General features: G+C 37.8%; 18 protein-coding genes, 1 pseudogene and 1 riboswitch. Of the genes and pseudogenes, 6 read left to right on the top strand and 13 right to left on the bottom strand.

From position 1 onward, the window contains the following. Nucleotides 1–44 precede the first annotated feature (44 nt). The 7 genes from CUS89_RS08705 to CUS89_RS08675 form a co-directional block, all read right to left on the bottom strand. On the bottom strand, nt 45–1,388 hold the full coding sequence (locus CUS89_RS08705) for a hypothetical protein (RefSeq protein WP_104871818.1): 1,344 nt from the start codon (nt 1,386–1,388) through the stop codon (nt 45–47). A gap of 242 nt (nt 1,389–1,630) precedes the next feature. Then, nucleotides 1,631–3,322 (bottom strand): hypothetical protein, encoded by a 1,692-nt coding sequence (locus CUS89_RS08700; RefSeq protein WP_104871817.1) that lies wholly within the window; start codon nt 3,320–3,322, stop codon nt 1,631–1,633. Nucleotides 3,323–3,399: 77 nt separating this feature from the next. Then, nucleotides 3,400–5,865, bottom strand: a complete 2,466-nt coding sequence (locus CUS89_RS08695) for a hypothetical protein (RefSeq protein WP_146103411.1) — start codon at nt 5,863–5,865, stop codon at nt 3,400–3,402. A 322-nt stretch (nt 5,866–6,187) separates the two neighbouring features. Continuing rightward, on the bottom strand, nt 6,188–7,621 hold the full coding sequence (locus CUS89_RS08690; protein WP_104871815.1) for a hypothetical protein: 1,434 nt from the start codon (nt 7,619–7,621) through the stop codon (nt 6,188–6,190). 152 nt (nt 7,622–7,773) lie between these two features. Further along, complete coding sequence (locus CUS89_RS08685; RefSeq protein ID WP_104871814.1) at nt 7,774–8,301, bottom strand: transcription repressor NadR; 528 nt, start codon at nt 8,299–8,301, stop codon at nt 7,774–7,776. Beyond that, on the bottom strand, nt 8,294–9,145 hold the full coding sequence (locus tag CUS89_RS08680) for a chorismate mutase (RefSeq protein WP_104871813.1): 852 nt from the start codon (nt 9,143–9,145) through the stop codon (nt 8,294–8,296). The genes CUS89_RS08685 and CUS89_RS08680 overlap by 8 nt, the downstream gene beginning before the upstream one ends. After that, on the bottom strand, nt 9,142–9,858 hold the full coding sequence (locus tag CUS89_RS08675) for an NAD-dependent protein deacylase (protein WP_104871812.1): 717 nt from the start codon (nt 9,856–9,858) through the stop codon (nt 9,142–9,144). Before CUS89_RS08675 ends, CUS89_RS08680 begins: the two co-directional genes overlap by 4 nt. A 176-nt stretch (nt 9,859–10,034) precedes the next feature. Between CUS89_RS08675 and CUS89_RS08670 the strand changes: the two genes are divergently transcribed. The 4 genes from CUS89_RS08670 to brnQ all read left to right on the top strand — a co-directional run bounded on the left by CUS89_RS08670 (nt 10,035) and on the right by brnQ (nt 15,079). Next, the gene (locus CUS89_RS08670) at nt 10,035–10,331 is read left to right on the top strand and encodes a hypothetical protein (RefSeq protein WP_071866101.1); all 297 of its coding nucleotides are present in this window, start codon (nt 10,035–10,037) and stop codon (nt 10,329–10,331) included. Nucleotides 10,332–10,600: 269 nt separating this feature from the next. Further along, nucleotides 10,601–10,775: riboswitch (Lysine riboswitch) on the top strand. Nucleotides 10,776–10,987: 212 nt separating this feature from the next. Further along, nucleotides 10,988–12,583 (top strand): ABC transporter permease subunit, encoded by a 1,596-nt coding sequence (locus CUS89_RS08665; protein WP_104871811.1) that lies wholly within the window; start codon nt 10,988–10,990, stop codon nt 12,581–12,583. 12 nt (nt 12,584–12,595) lie between these two features. Next, nucleotides 12,596–13,336, top strand: coding sequence for an amino acid ABC transporter ATP-binding protein (locus CUS89_RS08660; RefSeq protein WP_104871810.1), 741 nt, complete (start codon nt 12,596–12,598; stop codon nt 13,334–13,336). 378 nt (nt 13,337–13,714) lie between these two features. Then, on the top strand, nt 13,715–15,079 hold the full coding sequence (gene brnQ / locus CUS89_RS08655) for a branched-chain amino acid transport system II carrier protein (RefSeq protein ID WP_104871809.1): 1,365 nt from the start codon (nt 13,715–13,717) through the stop codon (nt 15,077–15,079). A 294-nt stretch (nt 15,080–15,373) separates the two neighbouring features. On the opposite strand, the gene CUS89_RS08650 is transcribed toward brnQ, so the two are convergent. The 6 genes from CUS89_RS08650 to treP form a co-directional block, all read right to left on the bottom strand. Then, complete coding sequence (locus CUS89_RS08650; protein WP_019724219.1) at nt 15,374–15,748, bottom strand: hypothetical protein; 375 nt, start codon at nt 15,746–15,748, stop codon at nt 15,374–15,376. 131 nt (nt 15,749–15,879) lie between these two features. Beyond that, nucleotides 15,880–16,350 carry a low molecular weight protein-tyrosine-phosphatase gene (locus tag CUS89_RS08645; RefSeq protein WP_104871808.1) on the bottom strand — a complete coding sequence of 157 codons (471 nt, stop codon included), beginning with the start codon at nt 16,348–16,350 and terminating at the stop codon, nt 15,880–15,882. Nucleotides 16,351–16,397: 47 nt separating this feature from the next. Further along, nucleotides 16,398–17,000: a TetR/AcrR family transcriptional regulator gene (locus tag CUS89_RS08640; protein WP_374955051.1), complete on the bottom strand. Its 603-nt coding sequence runs from the start codon at nt 16,998–17,000 to the stop codon at nt 16,398–16,400. Between the two features lie 48 nt (nt 17,001–17,048). Beyond that, nucleotides 17,049–18,050, bottom strand: coding sequence for a Holliday junction branch migration DNA helicase RuvB (ruvB, locus tag CUS89_RS08635; RefSeq protein ID WP_104871807.1), 1,002 nt, complete (start codon nt 18,048–18,050; stop codon nt 17,049–17,051). A 12-nt stretch (nt 18,051–18,062) separates the two neighbouring features. Further along, a complete protein-coding gene (gene ruvA, locus CUS89_RS08630; RefSeq protein WP_104871806.1) occupies nt 18,063–18,665 on the bottom strand; it encodes a Holliday junction branch migration protein RuvA in 603 nt (200 codons plus the stop codon). A gap of 151 nt (nt 18,666–18,816) precedes the next feature. Beyond that, nucleotides 18,817–20,796 carry a PTS system trehalose-specific EIIBC component gene (gene treP / locus CUS89_RS08625; protein ID WP_104871805.1) on the bottom strand — a complete coding sequence of 660 codons (1,980 nt, stop codon included), beginning with the start codon at nt 20,794–20,796 and terminating at the stop codon, nt 18,817–18,819. Between the two features lie 222 nt (nt 20,797–21,018). On the opposite strand from treP, the pseudogene CUS89_RS16620 reads away from it, so the two are divergent. Together CUS89_RS16620 and CUS89_RS08620 are read left to right on the top strand one after the other, a co-directional pair. Then, nucleotides 21,019–21,331 (top strand): annotated as a pseudogene (locus CUS89_RS16620) (recombinase family protein); the annotation flags it as partial. Between the two features lie 32 nt (nt 21,332–21,363). Beyond that, the coding region (locus tag CUS89_RS08620; protein ID WP_104871804.1) for an RNA-guided endonuclease InsQ/TnpB family protein at nt 21,364–22,253 on the top strand (890 nt) is incomplete at its 3' end.

The raw sequence follows: 22,253 nt of genomic DNA, 5'->3' as shown, positions 1-22,253 counted from the left end.
GTGGCAGCTTTACCTGCTTTTCTCTGGTCTTTTTTTATCATCAATTACTTTTCCAACTCATTCTTCACTTGTTTTTTTGATTGCTCTGTTGAGTGATTCGAACTAACTGGAATGGTTTGTTGGATGAGCTGATTCAATGATGGTTTTATCTTTCCTTCATCGATCACCGGCTCCGTGATGACTCTTCTTCTTTCATTCTCTTGATTTATTTCTTCTTTCTTTTCTTCCAGACTGCAAATAATATGTTGGGTGATTGCCTTTGCGCGATCGATTTTTATGAACAGTAAACGTTCTTTGAATCGTTGAATCTGTTTTTCTATCCATCCGAATTGACTATCTAGTCTAGAAGATGGAACGTTCTGAATCTCTTTTTTCAAAAGCACGCCTTTCGGTTCAATCAAATAAACTGAGTTCGGGTGTGGCCCATGATTCGGTTGGATCTTCCCACCATTGGCTATGATCTCTTGTATATAATAATCCATCGCGAACATGTTCCGAATAACCTTATACCACGTTTTTGATTTTATCGGAGAATCTTCTCTATTTTCCGGCAATTTGCCAACCCGATAAAGATAAAAATCGAAAATATAATCGAATAATTGATTCCACTCAGGATTCTCTCCCTTTACTGCTGTGAGAAATCTTTTTCTCATTTCTAAGGTAGACCTATTATGGTACGGATTCCAACTGATTGACAGATCTTCTCTATCTACTGAAAAGATGTTTTCTCTACAATTGGATAAAATGACTTTTAACGAAGCATCAAGTGACGCAATGACACAATTCCCTACAGTTTGGTCATTCATCATTATTTCCTCAATAGGTTCCGTATGAGTTGAAAGCTTAGTCAAACATTCCAAAAGATAAAATTTCTCTAATTTAAAATCATATCGTTCTTCAAAAAACAAAGTACTAAGCTCTTTGATCCTCTGTTTAGGGATAATTTGATAGACAACATTGTCGTCATAGTAATTGGTCATTTTATCGACAGTCATCACTATGAAATCATGTTCTTTTTTATACACGACGAACCCAATCAGATGTTGGTATACATTGATATCCTCACTAAGCGGAACAACCATGGGGAAAAGCATAAAATCGGTTGGATCATCATTTACTAGCTTCTCTAAACTTGCTCGCAATTGGTTCTCTTCAGCAAAATCAAAGTACTCCTTCGTTCGCTCCAGTGATCGAATGATATTTTGCTTCGAATTTCTATCAATAAAAAAATCATCTTGGTCTTGTTCTAGCATTTTTATGTACGTGGATATCAATAATTTATAGTCATCATTCTGGTCAAAATTTTTATCATTTGGTTTTAAAGCTAACGACAATGCGAGCATATCCACTCTTTTTTCAAACTCATGCTGCTTTTGTTCATCTAACATTTTCTATTCCCTACTCTCTACAAAGTGAATTCTTCTTGTACTTGAAGCAGTTATTTCTCTTGCTGAATCCATTCTATTTTTACTTTGGGCTATGTGGAAGAAGAAAGTGCTGCGCAATAAACACAGGTACAACTTTGCACTGAAACAGACACAATCCTTGCTCTATCTTTCTTGCTTCACTTGTCTCGTTGATATTTTTGTAAATTTTATCATCTAATACAGCCTTTGACTCAATCATGTCACTAACGAGAGACACTTAGCGGTTGCTGTCTGGATGTAGTATGACCTGTTGATACGGGTCTCTTTTCATTTAGCCGTAAACGTTGGAACAAGGCTGTAAATTTTACTTTTTTGGCACTTTCTTGCTCTGGCATACCGAGTTTTAAGGAAGGACGTTTCGCTTTTTGCAACAAAGGATTCCATGCACGTAAGAAAGAGAAACAACCAGTTTTGTTGACCCTACATCTTCCACTTGATATTTCGTCTATTTTTTCCACTGCGCGAATATCTTCATATGGCGAAGTTTTCCTTTTCATTGTTGCCTGAATCACTGCATGCTCCTTAAGTGACTGAAAACAACTCCCCTTTTCATCAGTCGTGTCTTTCTGCTTCTCACTTGTCATCGTATCAATATTTTTTTCTGCATGAATTTCTCCTCCTTCTTCCTTCACATTCAGTTTCTGTTTCATCTCCTCTTTATCGCTCATTCGGTTGATTTCTAAACGTTTTTGTAGTTCTACTTCTATTTCTTGATGTTTTTCTTCCAGTTGAGTGACAAGATACTCAGTTACTTCTTTCGCTACCTTGATATTTATGTGAGGTAAGCGATCTTTATATAGTTTTATATCATAGGTGATTTGGGACTGGGTCCATCTCAAATCAAATGTATCTACCATTTGAATACTCATGTTATACAATACTCCTGGCGGTTCAATGAGTTTACTTTTTTCTTTTACCTGAGATTTATCATATGTATCTGGTATATGGCCATTGTTATCGAGCATTATTGAAATATATGGATCTTCAGAATAATGTTTGCGTATTGTCCGATACCAACCATGACTCGTTAAAATAGCACCAAACGCAGGATTTTCAACTAATTCACCTTTACGGTATCGATAATGATGAAGGATATATTTCAAATTTTCATTTTGTTCTATATTCTCACCTTCCATAGCGTCAACAAATCTTTTACGCATTTCTAGCGTTGGTGCTGGGTGTTTTGAGTGCCATTTGGGGGTTACTTTGATGTCTTTATCTAAAGAAAAGATATCCTTTCGACAATTAAATAATATCGTTCTTAACGAGGCTTCAATTTCAGTGACACCACAATTTTTAGTCGTTTGTTTCTTCATTTTTATGGCTGGTATTGGTATCGATTTAGAACTACTTGAAAGTTTAGTTAGTTCGTTAAATATGTAATAGGGTTCCTTTTGCCAACTATCACGTTCAAGAAACATCAGATTGCTTAACTCCTTACTACTTTTTTCAGGAATTTCGAAATATGAAGCAGTATAGCCATCGAATAAACGCTGTTTATCCACTTTTAAAACGATAAATTCTTCATTTTTTTTATATACTGTAACCCCACAAACATGACCGATCATTTTACGATAATCTCCAGGTAAGAAAAAGATCGGTAGTAGCACAAAATCGGTCGGATCATTATTGTTTAGCTTTTCAAGCATCTTTTGGATACTTTCACTTTCATGGAAATCATAAACGGCAAGCGAGTTTTCTAACGATTGAATGATCTTATGTTTTTGTTCTTTTTCTATAAAAAAACTATCTTGATCCCTTTCAATCATTTTTATATAAGTTGATAACACCAGCCGATTGCTCCTTATATCAAATACTCTACCATCTTCTTTCAAGGATAAAGCCAAAGCAAGCATCTCTACTCGTTCGTTAAAATCATTACTGTTTTCAGTCATCTTGTCCTCCCAATTTTGATTGATGCCATTCATTTATTCTGATTTTTTGATTAGATACAGATAAAAGACTTGGTTAATCAACGTTCCGACATTGTTTTATGCTGGTATTTCGTTGTTTGGTGCACCACAAGCTTCTTTCCAAATTTAGTTGGACGGAAACAAGTTAACAATGTAGCCAAGCTAACTTTTTTTGTATTGGTTTGCTTGTTCGCACTATTTTGTTCAGGATTACTTTCCCCTTTTTCAAATAGATGATTGAACCTAGTAACCACATTACTAAAGCGATTGTTATTACTTCTAGCGTTCTCATTAGTGTTCGTGCTGCGACCATTCATTCCTGCCATTCTTATTTGATTCGATTGACTTTTTCTTTGAATTGACTGGTTGGTAGCTTGATCAATCAATCGTTTTATCGGTTTGTGTAGTGGATCTAGCTTCATTTCGACTCTGGTATTAGGTGTCGTCCTTCTAAATAGCGTACTTACATTTTTGTATCGTTTAAGGTCATCCATTGATTTATTTATAGAATTTTTCTTGTGTTTTGAGGTTTCTTTTCCAGATAGACATCTTTTGACGCTATCCCTTTCATTTATCTTTTTATTTGAACTCATCAAGGTGACTACAACTTGGTCTTCTTTTACTACCGTGCTTAATTGAGTAACGACCCTTTTGAAATCCTTGAGGTGATCATTGACTACTACCTTAGCTTTTTGTGGTTCGATCTTATCTAGCAAAGTGAATGTCCGGTCAAATTTCTTTGCTTCTTCATTTAACGGTGGAAGCATCTCTATAGTTGCTTTTTTAGTTACTGCTATATGTGAATCCTTTATAGGAAAAGGTTCATTTTTGATAACTGATTTTGGCACACAATTTGCCCATAGTTCTGGATCACGCTCCCAAGGTGCAGCTACTCTTCGCTCATTTTCCCAGAAAATAAGTTTACCTTTCAATTGGTTTCTTTGCAGATATAAATCTCGCAAAACATAATCAAGCACACCGTTTTTAAAACCTGTAATCGTTCGATCAATTTGATCGCGATGCGAGTCTAATGGTACCCATAGCTCAACATCTTCTCTTTTTTTAACAGCTTCAATCAGGATCAATTCAGAACGGTGGATCAAGGGGTTTTGGCTCCCCGAATCTGCAATCTCTTCAAAGACTTGATTATTATATTCTATTGTTTGTGTATACTCTTGCCTCTCCCCCAGTGATTGCATTGGATAAACAGCGTTTGTGTTCAAATCTATGCTATCTCTTATTACTTGAATGATTTCTTTAAGTAGAGGATTTTTCTGGATCGCTCTTTCTAAATCCTTGGAATTAAATGAACGTTTTCTTAAGGCGTTAAAAATCATTTCTATGTAAACATTTGAATCATGGGGTATCTTTTTTTGTCTAGGATCTAAATGATCCAATTTTTCCATTAAGACTTTTCTATCCTGTTCGTCACCAAAAATCAATACGTGTTTTAACTTGTCGACATTTTTTTCTATTGGAGAGCTCATTTTCTGTGGGGCATGAATCAAGGCAGGTTCGCTCACTTTCTGCTCCATCTTTGTTTCTTTTGATACTTTTCGTTGGTGTAATTCTTCTTGTACTTCCTGTTCTTTCTTTTCTAATCTAGCTATCATTCGTTGGGTCATTTCCTTAGCTATTGGAACCTGGATAAATCGTAAACGGCCATTAATTATATCGGTTATATACTTTTGTTGATCAAGATATTCTATTAAATCATCAGATGAAATCTCTGCAAGCTTACTCGTAGAATGGATGCCCAGTGACTTAATGATCTTGCTGGCTTTTTCTTGGATCAAGCGCTCATCTATGATTGGAAGTTGTCCAGGGTTACTGAATAATGCCGAAATATAAGGATCTTCTTTAAAAAGAAACTGGATTTGGAGATGCCAGCGACGCTTTTTAGTATCAATGTTTTTCAAAAACTCACTTTTAAGCTGACCTTTTTTATATAAATAATAAATAAAGATATAATCAAGCTGCTGATTCCACTCTGGATTCTCTCCTTTCAAAGTACTAAGAAATCTATTGTGCATTTCTAAAATCGATTCACCATGTTCTGAATGCCATTTAGGTGTCACTTGCTGACTCGTATCTAAAGAAAAGATATCTTTCCTACAATGAAATAAAATTGTTTTTAGAGCAGCATCAACCTCGTTAACTGAACAATTTCCAGTCTTTTGTTCTTTCATGACGATGGCTGGTATACCGATCGATTCGTTTTGGGTTGAAAGAGCTGCTAACCTTTTCAATACAAAATATGGTTTTCGAACTTCATGAAATCGCTCTTTAAGAAACACTTCACTTAGTTCCGCAATATTTGTTGGAGGAATTTCAAAATAAGAAACCGTTTGATCATCAAAGCCCCTCTCTTTATCCACCTTCATCACTACAAAAGAATTATTTTTTTTATAAACGGTCAATCCACATGTATGAGGTGAAACTTCTCCAAACTCTCCTGGATAAAAAGCAGAAGGAATCAACATGAAATCTGTTGGATCATTATTTCTCAATTTTTCAAAGATCATTTGAACTTGTTCTTTTTTCTCAAAATCATAAAAATCTTTGGTCCGTTTTAGCGATTCAATGATATTTTCTTTTTGGCCTTTTTCAATAAAAAATTCGTCTGGATCATCATGAATCATTTGAATATACGTTGAGAATAATAATTGATAGTCTTTATTTAAACCAAAATGATTGTCATTTCCTTGTAGTGACAAAGATAAAGCTAACATGTCTAATTTTTTTCTGAATTCATTCGTTGTTTGATCCATCATAGTTGACCTCCAAATAGTTTTATTTTTTATCTATTCGTTTCACTGGTGTGTCAGTATGTATTTTTTGATTCAGTCAGCGACAATGTTCCTTTCTACTGATTCGTTGTTTACTTTGCGATTGGCGATTGGTCTGGGCGTAGGTTTTCAACTGTTTAAATTCTTTTTTATCACTAAGCACACACACTTCTGGTTGTACCATGCTCTTTGACTTAGGCTGATAGGTTGCCCAAAACTCAGGATAAGATTCCCAAGGTGGAGAAACAAATTTCTTCTTCTCAATAAAAACGATTCGATGTTTGAATCGCTCCCAGTTTCGATACGTATATCGTAGTTCACTCCCAGTAATACTGGGGACCTTTTTTACTACTCTTAAGTCACAAAGTTCATCTAATAGAAAGATAACTGTTACGTGTTGAGACAACAAAGTAAGTTCTAACCCTATTTTGCAACCTTTTTTTATGAAGTGTTGCTTGATTTCTGAACGATCAAATTGGGTATCGTCTTCTGAAATAACCTCTTTAAAGATATTTTTCAATTGAAATTTCTCAATCGTTTGTGTGACACGATAATATGCTTCCCACAAGGGTAAATAGCGTTCCTTTTCGGGTAGGTAATCAATCCAATGACTAAAAAATTCTTCTCTACTTTTTTCTGTAGGACAATTTTTTATATGTTCAATAATACTTTCCAATAAAATATCGTTATACTTATCGATATTGAAATCATTTATGTCCTTACAGTGGAATTGCTTCAACAAAACCTGATCTTCATAGTTAAAATGGATACGTGCTAATCGTAATCCGTAGATTAGCAGACTCCTCTCTAAAGGGTAAATATTCGGTGATTTTCTCAAATCATTTTCTACACACCTTCTCCATGATCTAGCATTTTTTTCCCAAGGAGCTGCGACGATTTGACCATTCTCCCAAAAGACAATTGAAGCTTTGAGCTTGTCTTTTTCATGATATAAACTACGTAAAGTAAAATCTGCATACCTGTTTTGTTTTCCTTGGATCGTCGCTACAAAATCCCCATTATAAGAATCCAAAGATATCCAGATGACAAGATCATTTCGATTTTTCGCAACTTCAATCATTAATAATTCTGTGTTTTTCAACAATTGGATTCGTATCCCATAAGCCAAAGTATCTTTCATTACGTGATTGGCAAATTGTTTTGTTTCTTTATATTGTTGATACTCCTCAAGAAACTGTTCCGAGTAGATCCTATGTAACTGAAACCTTGGATTATCGATCATGATGGTTTGAATATCTTCCCAGAGTGGATATTTACTCACTTCTTTTATTTGGTCAATCAACTCTTTGGGTTGAAGAGAGAAATTCTCAAAAGGTTGTTGGAGCAGATGGTCGGCCAACTCTACCGTATAAACTAATGGATCATACGGATTTGTTTTTTCTCTGAGTTCTCTATCACTCAACCGTTGTTCCAAGTTACCTTCATCTGCTCCAAAGCAAAGAATTGTTTTTTGTTTTTCTCCTTGAACCATATTTTCCCCTCTTTCCATAAAAATATTTATAGCATTTCTGTTCAGTATAGTTAAAGATTTGCCACAGCCTAAATCAATTATTTTATAAATTAAGAAAAAATGAGATTGAGAATAGAAGTAAAAACACTCCTATCTCAATCTCATAAACTAAATTATTGATTCCCTTCGAACAAGATGCCTGCTTCTGCTAACCCTTGTTTGATTTGTTGCAATACCTCTTTATTTGAGTAGCGGATCGTATGCAGATGGATCCCGTCCGTTAATTCAGACAATAACGAAGCCTGACTTTTCCGATAACGTTTCATGAATGAGCGAATATCTTCAGCTGTCTGGATATGAAGCATTCCTGTTAGTTCGCCATACAAGGGATGCTCAACAATGACATCTAATATCTCACCACCGTGGGCAACAATCAGCTGTAGCTCTTCCTCTGTTTGCTCCCTTTGATGTTGTACCGCGATTTTACTGATAAATCCATTTTTGTCTTGTTCATTTTCCAAAAGATATCCTCTGGCTGTTGCCACGATTGCTTCTCCCGCTGCCCGTAGCAACGCAATGTCTCCTACGATGATTTGGCGACTGACACCAAAACGCTTGGCAAATTTACTGGCACTGACCGGTTTTTCTGCATCAACTAGCGTTTCAATGATTTCTTTTCGGCGAGTTTCTCCGTCAATCATGGGTGATTCCTTCCTTCATCTTCTTTTGATATTCTCGAGAATGTTTCATGATCTCTAAAAATGTTTCTTGAATCGTTTCAGTATACGCTGGATTTTTCACACGTTTTGCGACTTTATCCAGTACTTGTTGTTCTCTTTTTCCATCGTAAACCGCTTGATTTGTTGCACGTTTCACTTCACCGATCTTCGTGACTGTATCCATTCTTTTTTCAAGTAGTTCTACTAATTGGTGGTCGATTTGATCAATCGATTGTCTCAAGTCTTCCAATGACTCTTCAGGCATTGGTTCATCGATTCGTTTGATGATCCGTGCCGGATTCCCTGCGATCACTACATTATCTGGGAACGATTTAGTTACGACTGCTCCCGCCCCAACAACGACATTATCCCCTAAAGTCACACCAGGGGTGATGATCACTCCGCCACCTAGCCACACATTATTGCCGATCTCGATTGGTTTAGCAAATTCTAACCCACTGTTTCGTTTTACTGGATGTAGTGGATGTGTGGCAGTATATAGTTGGACATTAGGAGCAAACATGCAGTTATCGCCAATTTTGATCGTACTGACATCTAAGAATGTACAATTGAAGTTCGCGTAAAAATTCTCCCCTACATAAATATTATAACCATAATCAAAATTGATCGTCGGTTCCATATAGATCTTCTCACCCGTAGCGCCAAACGTTTCTTTAAGCAACTGACTGCGAAGTTCACTTGTCTCCGCTTGGTTGATGATCTGGCTTTGGCTTCGAGCAAATTTTCTATCGGCTGATAGTTCTGGATCACCAGCAAAATAAAGTTCGCCTGCAATCATTTTTTCTTTTTCTGTTTTAGCTGTCATTTTACACTCTCCTGTATTTTTTTGAATACCTTCGTTCCATCTGTTTGGACAAATCGATACGCCTCTGATAGGTAGACAGGGGTCTGGTTGATGACTAACAGTTTCGCTTGTGGCGAGCGAAACTGGATCAAATCACAAAAAGGATGGACTTGAAAACTTGTTCCTACGATCACAATCAAGTCGGCCTGACTGACGGCAAAAGCTGCTTGTTCTAATACTTCATCTTGGAATCCTTCCCCATATAACACAATATCTGGGCGAATCTGGCCACCGCATAGTTGGTGCTTGTCACTGCTGAGATATTCTTGCCAGTCAACAGCTTGATGGCAGTTTCGACAATAACAATGATACAGATTCCCATGAAAATTAACTAGTTTTTTACTTCCTGCTTTTTCATGTAAACCATCGATATTTTGCGAAACGACCCATACTTCTTTTTCTTTAGCCAACTCAACGATTTCTCGATGGATAATATTCGGACGTGCTTCGGGATGATAAAGATGTTTGAGAAACGAATAAAATTTCTGTGGTTCTTCGTCCATGGCTTGATGACTCAATAAATATTCTGGACGATCCATTCCTTGGTAAACACCTGTTAGTGAACGGTAATCGGGTATTCCAGAAGGTGTCGACACACCTGCCCCTGTTAGAAATGTCAGTTTTTGACTTTCAATCATCGCTGCCGCTGCTTCTTCAATTGTTTGTTCCAACATTTGTACCTCACCTCTCTTCTATTATAATCGAAATATAATGAAACAGACCCCTAATCGAATGAAAATCCAAAGATTTTTTTTGAGAAAATACTCACAAACATCACTGACAAAACAATGAAAACGTGCTACAATACCAATGATCTGTATATTTTGAGTATGAAATGAGGTGAATCAATATGGTTGCATTCTTAATTTATTGGGGCGTTATTTTAGCATGTATCGCTTGGTTAGCATTAAGTATTTATTTCTCTATCTTCTATTTAGCACGTAAAGAAAATGGAAATCTATGGGCGTTTGCCTTTTTCAATGTATTGGCAGCAATTGTTCTAGCAATTACATTAGTTGTTTATCGCACATGGGGCTGGGGGATCACACAATACTCTAGTTTGATCTATCTCGTTTTAGCTATTTATGGGGTAACAGTTATTTTACAAGCCATTCTTGGTCGTGAACCTAAGAAAGCTACAGCTTAAAATACTTTTAAATAAAAAAGGAAACAGACTGCATGATTTTGCGGTCTGTTTTTCGTTATTTTACTATCATTTAGTTTTTGTATAAAATGTATAATTATTCTTTTTTTGAAAACATTCTATTTTCCTTTTTTCATGAAAGAAATTAAATAAACAGTATATTTCTTTATTTATCAACTTTTTTCTGTAAAAATGTAGTTTCTCATTGACAAAGTGGCTAGTCTATCGTAGACTATTTTTTGTATAAATAACTGAATACGAGATGCCTCAATCAATGAGGTAGAGGTCGCGAGAATCATTAAACCTGTGGAGTGAAGCAAACATGTGGAAGCAGGGCTAGGGAGGATCGCCGAAATGTGCTTTTTTTTGCTTAAAAAGTATGTTGGGACGTAAGTTAACAGCTTACGGACTGTCTTAGCAGTGATGCTAAGTTGCGCTATGTTTTGTGAGAGGTTTATCACTCTGTGAAATTTAGCGGCCCTTTTGTACCTACAAAGTGGTCGTTTTTTATTTCTCCTTGATAAGCAACTGCAATGCATGTATTCGACCACTCGTGTCAAGGCGCTTTGGTTATCAGCCAAAGAAGCTGAACGAACGTTGGTCTTATCAGTATATGCCTGAAGGACGACGTACGTGAACAAACAAAAAGGAGAAGACAGATGAAAAAAAATTCAGTTACACTCACTCTAATTTTTACGTTTATTCTATCGATCTTTAGCTTGACCACTTTGGTTAATGCAGATGATAAAACACCGAGCGATCAGTTTCGTGTCGGAATGGAAGCTGGTTATGCGCCCTTTAACTGGTCGCAACAAACAGATGCAAATAACGCCTATCCAATCCAAGGACAAAACAGCTTTGCTGGCGGGTATGATGTACAAATTGCAAAAAAAGTAGCCGAAGGTTTAGGTAAAGAACTAGTCATTGTCCAAACAAAATGGGACGGTTTACCTCCTGCCCTTCAATCTGGAAAGATCGACGCCATCATTGCCGGCATGAGTCCGACAGCAGAACGCCAAAAAGAAATCGACTTTACTGATCCATACTATGAATCAGAACTTGTGATCGTCGTACAAAAAGATGGTAAATTTGCGAATGCAACAAGCTTAGAAGATCTTTCTGGCGCAAAAATCACTGCACAATTGAATACATTCCACTACAACGTGATCGACCAGATTCCAGGAGTGAACAAGCAACAAGCAATGGATAACTTTTCAGCCATGCGAACAGCACTAGCTTCTGGCATGATCGACGGTTATGTCAGCGAACGTCCTGAAGGAGTAACAGCCACAAGTGTCAACCCAGACTTGAAAATGCTCGAACTAGATGAAGCAAATGGCTTTCAAACAAATCCTGAAGACGTCCAAATCGCTGTAGGGATGCGCAAAGGTGATCCTGATCTCCAACAAGTCAACCAAATATTAAGCGGCATTTCTCATGATGATCGCATTGCCATTATGGACCAAGCGATTGAAGACCAACCTGCGTCAACAGATGGAGATGCAGAAGAAACTGGTTTGATCCATGATTTCAAGACGATTTGGGATCAATATGGCAACATGTTCTTACGCGGAGCTGGTTTGACACTATTTATCGCATTGATCGGTACAGTTGTAGGAACAACATTAGGTTTACTGATTGGCGTCTTTCGCTCAATTCCAGAATCTGATAATAAAGTGACACGCTTCTTCCAAAAAGTTGCTAATTTCTTACTATCAGTGTATATCGAAGTCTTCCGTGGTACACCAATGATGGTTCAAGCCATGGTCATCTTCTATGGATTGGCTTTAGCCTTTGGTATTTCTCTGGATCGTACGATCGCTGCGTTATTCATCGTTTCGATCAACACTGGTGCGTATATGACTGAAATCGTACGTGGCGGGATTTTCGCAGTAGATGGCGGCCAATTTGAAGCAGCCCAAGCGATTGGTATGACCCATAGCCAAACGATGCGTAAAGTAGTGATTCCGCAAGTATTGAGAAATATTTTGCCGGCTACCGGAAATGAGTTTGTTATCAATATCAAAGACACCGCCGTTTTAAGTGTCATCGGTGTGGCAGATCTATTCTTCCAAGGTAACTCTGCCTCTGGTGCAAACTTCCAATTCTTCCAAACATTCACGATCGTTGGGATCATCTACTTGATCATGACCTTCACGATCACAAGAATCCTACGTGTGATTGAGAAGAAAATCGACGGACCTACTGCGTACACAAAAATTGAAGAAGTCAACAACGCGAACCTACAGGAATAAGGAGGCAGTCCTATGAGTGAGAATATCATCGAAATCAATCATTTAAGTAAAAAATTTGGCGAAAATGAAGTGCTGAAAGATATTAGCATGACCGTCAATAAAGGAGAAGTCGTAACTATCATCGGTTCCTCTGGTTCAGGTAAATCAACATTCTTACGTTGTATCAATTTACTAGAAAAACCATCAGGCGGCGAGATCATCTACAACAACGAAAACGTCTTAGCACCAAAATATAATTTACCAAAGTATCGGACAAATGTCGGGATGGTTTTCCAGTCCTTCAATCTTTTCAATAATATGAACGTTTTAGAAAATTGTATGTCTGGTCAAACGACTGTCTTAAAAAGAGAAAAAGAGCATGCCCGTAAAGTGGCAATCGAAAACTTAGAAAAAGTCGGTATGAGACAATACGTCGAAGCTCGCCCTTCTCAACTATCTGGTGGACAAAAACAACGGGTCGCTATCGCTCGTGCTTTATCAATGGACCCTGATGTGATGCTCTTCGATGAGCCAACTTCTGCCCTTGATCCTGAAATGGTCGGTGAAGTATTGAATACGATCAAAGATCTAGCCCATACCGGACTGACAATGATCATCGTGACCCATGAAATGGAATTTGCGAAAGAGGTTTCTGACCGAGTGATCTTCATGGATAAAGGTGTGATCGCGGAAGAAGGAAGTCCTGAAGATATCTTCGTTCATCCAAAAGAAACACGTACGAAAGAGTTCTTGTCACGCATTTTGAATAACTAATAAAGTAGCAAATCACCCTTAGTATTCAAACTACCGCAACTTGATTGAGCAAGGTCATCCTACTCAAAAAGTTGCGGTTCTTTTTTATTCATTGTTTTTGTTACGATCGCTTTATCGGTTGAACTTTTGCGCAACCTCACGTAACATGTGGTTGTGAGAAAGCCATGAAAATCCACGTATCAACTTGTTGAGATTAGCTTCTGGTTAACATTTATTCATGTGAAAGAAAACGTGCCATTCATTCTTCTCACAAGGTCAAGAGTACTTTCGTCAGTGCCTAGCAATATTTTGAAGAATTCGATAATTTTCAGAAAATTGTTGCAATTCATCGCATAATTTGTTACTTTTAACAAAATACAAAAAGAAAAGGAGTTTTCTATGTCAAAAAAATTATCATTCAAAGAAAATCTATTCATCGGTTCCATGCTATTTGGTCTATTTTTTGGAGCCGGTAATCTTATATTCCCTGTTCATATGGGACAAGAAGCTGGTGCGGATATCTTCTGGGCAAATCTTGGTTTTTTAGTTACAGGGATCGGTTTACCATTCTTAGGAGTCATTGCGATCGGTGTTTCCAAAACCTCTGGTGTCTATGAATTAGCACAACGAATCAATAAAACTTATGCACTTATTTTTACTGTCTTACTTTATTTAGTCATTGGTCCATTTTTTGCCTTACCACGTTTGGCAACTACTTCTTTTGAAATTGGCTTAGCACCTTTTATTCCAGCAGAAAATCAAACATTATTTTTAGCTATTTTTAGTTTCTTATTCTTTTTAACTGCTTGGTGGTTATCCAAACGCCCAACTAAAATCTTAGATTACGTTGGTAAATTTTTGAATCCAGCATTCTTAATCTTACTAGGGATCTTGCTATTACTTGCTTTTATCAACCCACTTGGCTCAGTGGCAGATGCTCCTGTACAACCTCATTATCAAAACCAAGCATTCTTTACTGGTTTTACACAAGGATACAATACGTTGGATGCGTTAGCTGCCTTAGCTTTTGGGATCATCATCGTCACGACGATTCGTGGTATGGGTGTCACAAAGCCTTCTGATATTGCAAGAGATACGATCAAATCAGGCGCGATCAGCATCGTGTTGATGGGGATCATCTATACCCTACTTTCTTATGCAGGAACGATGAGTTTAGGAACATTTCCGATGAGTGCGAATGGCGGTATCGCCTTGGCACAAATCGCTGATCACTATTTAGGAACTTACGGAAGTATCCTATTAGCCTTTATCGTGATTCTTGCTTGTTTGAAAACAGGTATCGGACTGATTACTGCATTCGCAGAAACGTTTACTGAATTGTTTCCTAAAAGAAGCTATCTATTCTTTGTAACTGGAACAAGCTTATTGGCATGTTTAGTTGCGAACGTGGGCTTGACGAATATTATCCAGATTTCTTTACCTGTTTTGATGTTTATTTATCCATTGGCAATGACCTTGATTTTACTTGTATTGATTGGGCCATTATTTAAACAACGTACTTCTGTTTATCGAATGACCACATATTTCACATTACTAGCTTCCATCGTGGATGGACTGAATGCTTGTCCTGATTCAATCAAGCAAACAAGTTTCGTCAAAGAAATTTTAACATTCGCTGATTCCTATCTCCCATTCTTCTCATTAGGAATGGGTTGGATCACACCAGCATTGATCGGCTTTATCATCGGATTACTCTGGAGTTTCTTTAAAAATGAAAAAAAGTCTGACTTGACTGTTAGCTAACAAAAAAAAGAGATGTTTAACTTTTTGTATAAAAAAATTAACAACTTTGGTAAACTTTCGTCACAAAATATTCACAACTCACCTTTAATATATAAGTATACCAACAAACAACCCTAACAACACTTTTTCATTTTTAACTCCTTTCCTGCTAGCTCCCCGGCTAGCAGGTCCTTTTTTTATTCAGACATATCCATCAAATTAAGTTCTTTGAGAATCTTTAGATCCTATCTGTCTAATAATAAAACCATAAAAAAAGCTATGAAAAAGAAATCTACTTTTTCATAGCTTTTATTCTTATTTAGACAATCGCTCTTGGTCTCCCGTAGGTGAAAGACTAGTGATTTTTTCGATTTGTTCAATTGGAACGATTCGGATTTGTTGCTCTTGGTTTTGCAAGCGAATCATCACTCGGTCATGTTCAACTGTTTTCGTCGCTACCCAACCGGAAAAGGTTTCGTACTTATTGCTTAACGGATTCTCACGTACTTGTAGAATCACTAAACTATTCTGAGCTGCAGCTTTCTGGAGTTCGAGAATGAACTCCCCTTGTAACCGTACATTCTCAGCTTTTTCTTCTGTGTCATTCACAAATGAATCAAAAAGTTGAAACGAAGTATTAGTCACTAACTTTGTCAGTTTCTTCATTGGTGATACTGTTTCTTCATCCATTGAATGTACCCCTCCCCTAGCTAAGAATATGTTACTTAATTACTCCTATTTTATCTAATTTTTCTTAAAAAAACAAGAATATAGTTTATTTTATACCAACTTCCAGCTAAAACAACCAAACAATACGTGTGTTATTTTAAGCTATTCTCTACCCATAATTCCAGCCATTTTTCTAAGCCTTCATTGACCAATCGATAGGTTTCTTCAAAGTTATTCGTGTAATATGGATCAGGTACATTTTGTGCTTTTTTGCCAATGACTGGACTCAGAAATAGTTGGATTTTCTCTTGCGCTTCAATAGGCGCAAGTTGCTTTAAATCCGCCACATTTGACTGATCCATACCGATGATCCAATCAAATTTTTGGAAGTCTTCTCGACGTATTTGGCGAGCAATCATTTCTCGCGTATCAACGTGCTCTTTTGCCAAGATCGCTTGTGTCCCTGGATGAGGAGCACTACCTACCTCATAGGTGCTCGTTGCAGCCGAATCAATGACGAAGGAATCCGTCATATCCTTTTCTGCCACTTTCTTTTTTAATAACCCTTCTGCCATAGGTGAACGACAAATATTTCCCAAACAAACAAATAATACTTTCGTCATAGCATTCTCTCCTTTTTTATTCCTATTGTTGGAATCAATGAAAAAGGTCACTCGTCTTTTGTTTCTTGTTCTTCTTCCAATGCGTACAGCCGATACGAATACAATTCAGTATCTTTAGCTAAACGAAAGAACTGCATTGCAACTTCTAAGGGTGTTTCCGTATAACCTTGTGTGATCCAATTGACTAAGACTCCACTACAGCCATAAGAGAAAAAACGAGCATAAAATAATTTATCTTTGGAAGTTAGTTGTTTTTCTTCATCCATTTGCTCAAATATTTTAATAAATGAGGGTTGGATCAACGCAGAAAATTGCTTTTGCAGAATCTCCTGTTCTGAACTAACGGTACTTGAGTAAAACTGTTTATTTTCGGCAATGGCTTTCAACATCAGCAAGGCTTGCTCTTCCCAATTGTCGAGAGAAAGTGATTCTGTTTTTAGGTAATGCAATGAATCTTCATAGTACACCCAACGCAATAAGTCATACTTGTCGGTGAAATGATAATAAAATGTTTGTCGGTTGATGCCTGCTTCTTGTGCGATCTGTTGCACACTGATTTTACGAAAAGGCTGTGTTTCGCAAAGCGACACCAAGACTTTTTTGATCATTTGTTTCGTATGTGACGCCTCTCCCACAATGATCCCTCCCATCTCTTCAATCAATATTCTACTATTTGCTCTTTTAATAGAAAAGAGTGATCACACTTGGTAGTCATAGCCAAAGTGTTCATAAGCATAGGCGGTAGCGATCCGACCACGAGGCGTCCGTTTCAAAAAGCCTTTTTGGATCAAAAAAGGTTCATACATATCTTCGACCGTTTCTCGTTCTTCTCCGATATTAACGGATAATGTACTTAACCCTACTGGCCCACCGCCATATAATTCGATCATTGTACGTAACAGTTTTTGATCGACATAATCTAATCCCGCTTGATCGACTTGTAAGAGCGTCAATGCGCGATCAGCAATCAACTGATCGATCTTGCCATCCCCTTGTACTTGAGCAAAGTCACGCACTCGTTTTAATAGACGATTGGCGATCCGCGGAGTACCACGAGAACGTCTCGCGATTTCTAAAGCCCCTTCGGTGATGATCTCCGTTTGAAAAATATCGGCAGATCGTAAAACGATTTCTCTTAAGTCTTCTTCTTCATAGTATTCCATATGAGAAATGATCCCAAAACGGTCACGTAAAGGTGCAGAGAGCATTCCTGCTCGAGTCGTTGCACCGATCAAAGTAAAAGGTGGTAATGGAAAATGAACGGGATGAGCGGTCGGTCCTTGACCTACCATGATATCTACATAAAAATCTTCCATCGCCGAATAAAGCATCTCTTCTGCCACACGAGGTAAACGATGGATCTCATCGATAAATAAAACATCTCCTGCTTCTAGTTCATTCAAAATTGCCACCAGATCTCCGGGTCGCTCGATGGCTGGCCCACTCGTCGTACGGATATTGACTTGCATCTCGTTTGCGATGACCATAGCCATCGTTGTTTTCCCCAATCCCGGAGGACCGTATAACAAGACGTGGTCTAACGGTTCTTCACGATTACGCGCCGCTTCGATATAGATACTCAATTCTTGTTTTACTTTGTGCTGACCGATGTATTGCGCAAGCAATTGAGGGCGCAAAGATTTTTCTAAACTTAATTCATTTTCACCGGGTTCTGGTGAAAGAAGATGTTCATCTGTCATCGAGCGTCCTCCTTACTTTTTCATCATCAATTTCAATGCTTGCCTTAAATACTCATCGGTTGTTTGATTGTCGATTTCTTTGAGTTGTTTTTCTACACGTTTGATTTCACGCTCACTGTAACCAAGAGCAGATAGAGCTTCCATTGCCTCTGACAAGGCACTTGCATCTTGTACCGTTGCTTCATCAAATAAAGAAAATGGGGTGTCGATACTCAATTCGCCAAATTTGCCTTTTAGATCCAAGATCATTTGTTGTGCTGTTTTTTTACCTACACCAGGAAACTTCGTCAAGTAAGTGACATCGCCAGTTTCCACCGCTTGGATCAAGCCAGAATGATCATCACTCGCCATGATCGCTAATGCACTTTTAGGTCCGATCCCTGAAACGCTGACTAATCGTAAAAATAACTGCTTTTCTTCAAGCGAATCAAACCCGTATAGTAAATGTGCATCTTCACGAATGACTTGATGAACATAGATTTTTACTTCTTTATCTAACTTACTACTGTAGCGATAAGGGTTGCCCAACGCAATTTGATAGCCCACTCCTTGCGTTTCTACAACGATATAATACGGACTGATAAAAGTCACGATGCCTCTTAGATATTCATACATTGAAATTTCCTCTTTCTTTCGCACACATACGTTCCCATATTTCTATCCATTGTAGCATACTTTGCGATTTAAAAAAAGTGTTCCCGAAAACAGAACTACGAGCTTAGATCTTTGATAAAGACCCAAACTCGTAGCATATTTTCTCTGTATATTAGCGATTGATAGTTGCTTGTCCAATCATTTCTTCATGTTGTACTTGGCCTGATTTACTTAATGAGAAATCAGCTACTTTGTCCATATTCGTTAGAACAACTAAGACATCTGTTTGCTTACCAGCTTGTTCAACGGCACCGAGATCCATCTCTGCTAATAGCGTAGTTGGTGAGACCTGCTCGCCTTCTTTCACAAGAACATTGAACGGTGCACCCTTTAATTCGACAGTATCAAGTCCCATGTGAACAAGAACTTCCACACCGGTTTCACTCAAAATGCCGATTGCATGTTTTGTTTCAAATACACTAGTTACTTTACCATTTACTGGTGAATAGATTTTTTGATTGTCAGGAACGATCGCATAGCCTTCACCCATCATTTTTTGTGAGAAAACTGGATCATTCACTTCTGTAATTGCTTTGATTTGTCCGTCTGCAACGGCGAATAACTCTTCATTAGCAGTGGCTACAGTAGCTGTTCCTGCGGCTTCAAAGTTTTGTGTAGGAATAGATACGCCCTCTGCAGTTTGTAATACACTTACTTCTTCTGGATTGACTGGATCTAATTTGTTCAAGATCCCTTTACGTCTAAACACTACTGTTAGACCAAATGGTACGATGATGGCGATGATCATTGCGATCGTGAATGGTAACCACGTTTGTGCTTGGATCGCTAAGATTCCTGGCAAACCACCGACACCGATCGCATTTGCTCGAACATCCATCAAGTTTGCAAACATTCCTGCAACACCAGAACCGATCATTGCAGCTACAAATGGATAAACATATTTCAAGTTGATCCCAAACATTGCTGGTTCCGTTACCCCTAGATAACAAGAAATCATCGCTGGGATAGAAACTTGTTCTTCTTTTTTATTGCCACGATGCAAGAAGATGATTGCTAGTACGGCAGAGCCTTGCGCAATATTTGACAATGCGATCATTGGCCACAAATTAGTTGAACCAAAGTCAGCGATCAACTGCATATCGATTGCATTTGTCATATGGTGTAATCCCGTAATAACCAGTGGCGCATACAAGAAACCAAATAACGCACTGAATAACCAACTGATCGATGAAGTCAATCCAGTGTTCACGATTGATGAAATCCAGTTACCAATTGCCCAACCGACTGGACCTAACACTACGTTAGCAGCGATAACTGTTGGTAATAGTGAGAACAGTGGGACAAAAATCATTGAGATCGATTGTGGGATATACTTACGGAAGAAAATCTCCAAATAAGCAAGCAAGAACCCGGCAAGCATCGCTGGAATGACTTGCGCTTGGTAACCAATCATTTGTACTTGTGCAAAGCCAAAGTCCCAAAATGGGATATCTGCAGCAGCAGTTGATGCGACACTATAGGCATTTAATAATTGCGGTGAAACCAAGGTAATCCCTAAAACAATTCCTAAAATCTGTGTCGTTCCCATTTTCTTTGCAATACTCCAAGTGATCCCTACAGGTAGGAAATGGAAAATCGCTTCCCCAGGTAGCCATAAGAATGAATTAACACCATTCCAGAATGTCGAACTTTCTGCAATCGTTCCACCCAAACTCTCGAACTGGATTCCTTCCAATACGTTACGGAATCCTAAAATCAATCCCCCAACAATGATCGCTGGAATCAATGGTGTGAAGATTTCAGCTAGAACTGCAATTGCTCGTTGCAACGGATTAAGATTCTGTTTTGCAGCCGCTTTACTTTGTTCTTTTGAAACGCCTTCAACTCCTGATACCGCAACAAAGTCGTTATAAAATGTTGAGACATCATTTCCGATGATCACTTGGAATTGACCAGCATTGGTAAACATTCCTTTTACACTGTCAATCTCTTCGATCTCAGCTTCATTTGCTTTTGCAGGGTCATTTAAAACAAAGCGCATTCGTGTCGCACAATGGCTAACCGCAGAGATATTTTCTTTCCCGCCGACTCCTTTTAACAGCTTCTCGGCATCTGCTTGATATTTCCCCATAACATAAACCCCTTTCATTTGACTTGTTTATACAAGTTACTTTGTACTCACACTATAATGTTTTTCTCAACAAATTGCAAGCGTTTTATGCTAAAAACATAAATAACTTGTAATCGTTATTATCCTTGTCGTAGAAACATCTTCCTTCTATCCAAGTCCAGTTTGAAATCTCCATATAGCTGTAGTATAGTTTATAAGCGAAGAACGAACGATTGCACGTTAAACGCACATCGGACACCAAAAAATCGAAAATATTATACGGAAGATCACTATTTAACTTACATCAAAGGCGATAATACAAGTGGCAAAAAGCACATTGCTTACGCTCGAGTGTCTAATGTCGGACAAACAGATGACTTGAAAAATCAAGTTGAGTTTTTGAGAAAATATGCAAATGTAAAAGGCATAATTATTAGATTATGTAATCGTGGATATTGGCAGTGGTCTTAATTACAAGTGTAAAACATGGAATCTGTTGTTAGACGAAGTAATGGCGAAGAATGTAGACGCCATCTATGTCACATTTAAAGATAGATAAGTATAATAAAGAGATTGAAGGTGATAAAGATGTTAGTGGCGTACAAAACAGAAATTCTTCCAACAGAAGAACAAAAAAAAATCATTAATCGAACCATTGGTGTTGCTCGTTTTGTAAAGAACTTTTATATTTACCACAACCAAGAAGTCTATAAATCAGGTGGGAAATTTGTCTCAGGTATAGATTTTTCAAAGTGGTTGAATAACGACTACATTCCCAACCATCCAGACAAGCTGTGGATCAAAGCTGTTTATGCGAAGTCAACGAAACACGCGATTATGGAGACAGAAAAAGCCTTTAGAAATTTTTTTCAAGGAAAAGCTAATTTTCCTAAATTTAAAAAGAAGAAGCACCAAGATGTATCGATGTATTTCGTGAAGAACGATAAAAAGACAATCATCCGTTGTGAGCGTCATCGGATAAAAGTTCCCTCTTTGAATTGGGTAAAACTGAAAGAAAAAGGCTATATTCCTAAACACGATGACAAACATAGCATAAAGAGTGGCACAATCAGCCAACAAGCAAACCGGTACTACCTGTCGGTCATCGTGGAACAGGACTGTACCGCTCAAGTACTGAACGATACTCCTACCGAAGGCGTGGGTATCGACTTAGGATTAAAAGATTTTGCGATTCTTTCCACGGGGAAAACCTATAAAAATATCAATAAATCAGGAAAAATTCGTAAAATCGAAAAACAATTAAAACGACAACAACGCAAGCTGTCGAGGAAATACGAAAGCGAAAAAAAGCGTGTCAACGAAAAACAATCAAAGAGAGGAGAAGCTACTCGCAAAAATATTGAAAAACAAGTCTTGAAAGTACAAAAACTTCATAAACGGTTGACAGATATCCGTAGGGACAGAGTGAATAAAATTGTGTCAGAGCTAGTAAAAACCAAACCAGCTTATATCACAAT

It is taken from the genome of Enterococcus mundtii, from assembly GCF_002947535.1.
Lineage (GTDB): Bacteria > Bacillota > Bacilli > Lactobacillales > Enterococcaceae > Enterococcus_B > Enterococcus_B mundtii_B.
The sequence above is the reverse complement of the archived record's forward strand: the minus strand, read 5'-3'. Positions and strand labels throughout refer to the sequence as shown.

Excerpts from the sequence above, each read along its gene's own strand:
- CUS89_RS08705 (WP_104871818.1), bottom strand. The coding sequence starts at position 1,388 with ATGTTAGATGAACAAAAGCAGCATGAGTTTGAAAAAAGAGTGGATATG.
- CUS89_RS08700 (WP_104871817.1), bottom strand. The coding sequence starts at position 3,322 with ATGACTGAAAACAGTAATGATTTTAACGAACGAGTAGAGATGCTTGCT.
- CUS89_RS08695 (WP_146103411.1), bottom strand. The coding sequence starts at position 5,865 with ATGATCTTTGAAAAATTGAGAAATAATGATCCAACAGATTTCATGTTG.
- CUS89_RS08690 (WP_104871815.1), bottom strand. The coding sequence starts at position 7,621 with ATGGTTCAAGGAGAAAAACAAAAAACAATTCTTTGCTTTGGAGCAGAT.
- CUS89_RS08685 (WP_104871814.1), bottom strand. The coding sequence starts at position 8,301 with ATGATTGACGGAGAAACTCGCCGAAAAGAAATCATTGAAACGCTAGTT.
- CUS89_RS08680 (WP_104871813.1), bottom strand. The coding sequence starts at position 9,145 with ATGACAGCTAAAACAGAAAAAGAAAAAATGATTGCAGGCGAACTTTAT.
- CUS89_RS08675 (WP_104871812.1), bottom strand. The coding sequence starts at position 9,858 with ATGTTGGAACAAACAATTGAAGAAGCAGCGGCAGCGATGATTGAAAGT.
- CUS89_RS08670 (WP_071866101.1), top strand. The coding sequence starts at position 10,035 with ATGGTTGCATTCTTAATTTATTGGGGCGTTATTTTAGCATGTATCGCT.
- CUS89_RS08665 (WP_104871811.1), top strand. The coding sequence starts at position 10,988 with ATGAAAAAAAATTCAGTTACACTCACTCTAATTTTTACGTTTATTCTA.
- CUS89_RS08660 (WP_104871810.1), top strand. The coding sequence starts at position 12,596 with ATGAGTGAGAATATCATCGAAATCAATCATTTAAGTAAAAAATTTGGC.
- brnQ (WP_104871809.1), top strand. The coding sequence starts at position 13,715 with ATGTCAAAAAAATTATCATTCAAAGAAAATCTATTCATCGGTTCCATG.
- CUS89_RS08650 (WP_019724219.1), bottom strand. The coding sequence starts at position 15,748 with ATGGATGAAGAAACAGTATCACCAATGAAGAAACTGACAAAGTTAGTG.
- CUS89_RS08645 (WP_104871808.1), bottom strand. The coding sequence starts at position 16,350 with ATGACGAAAGTATTATTTGTTTGTTTGGGAAATATTTGTCGTTCACCT.
- CUS89_RS08640 (WP_374955051.1), bottom strand. The coding sequence starts at position 17,000 with ATGGGAGGGATCATTGTGGGAGAGGCGTCACATACGAAACAAATGATC.
- ruvB (WP_104871807.1), bottom strand. The coding sequence starts at position 18,050 with ATGACAGATGAACATCTTCTTTCACCAGAACCCGGTGAAAATGAATTA.
- ruvA (WP_104871806.1), bottom strand. The coding sequence starts at position 18,665 with ATGTATGAATATCTAAGAGGCATCGTGACTTTTATCAGTCCGTATTAT.
- treP (WP_104871805.1), bottom strand. The coding sequence starts at position 20,796 with ATGGGGAAATATCAAGCAGATGCCGAGAAGCTGTTAAAAGGAGTCGGC.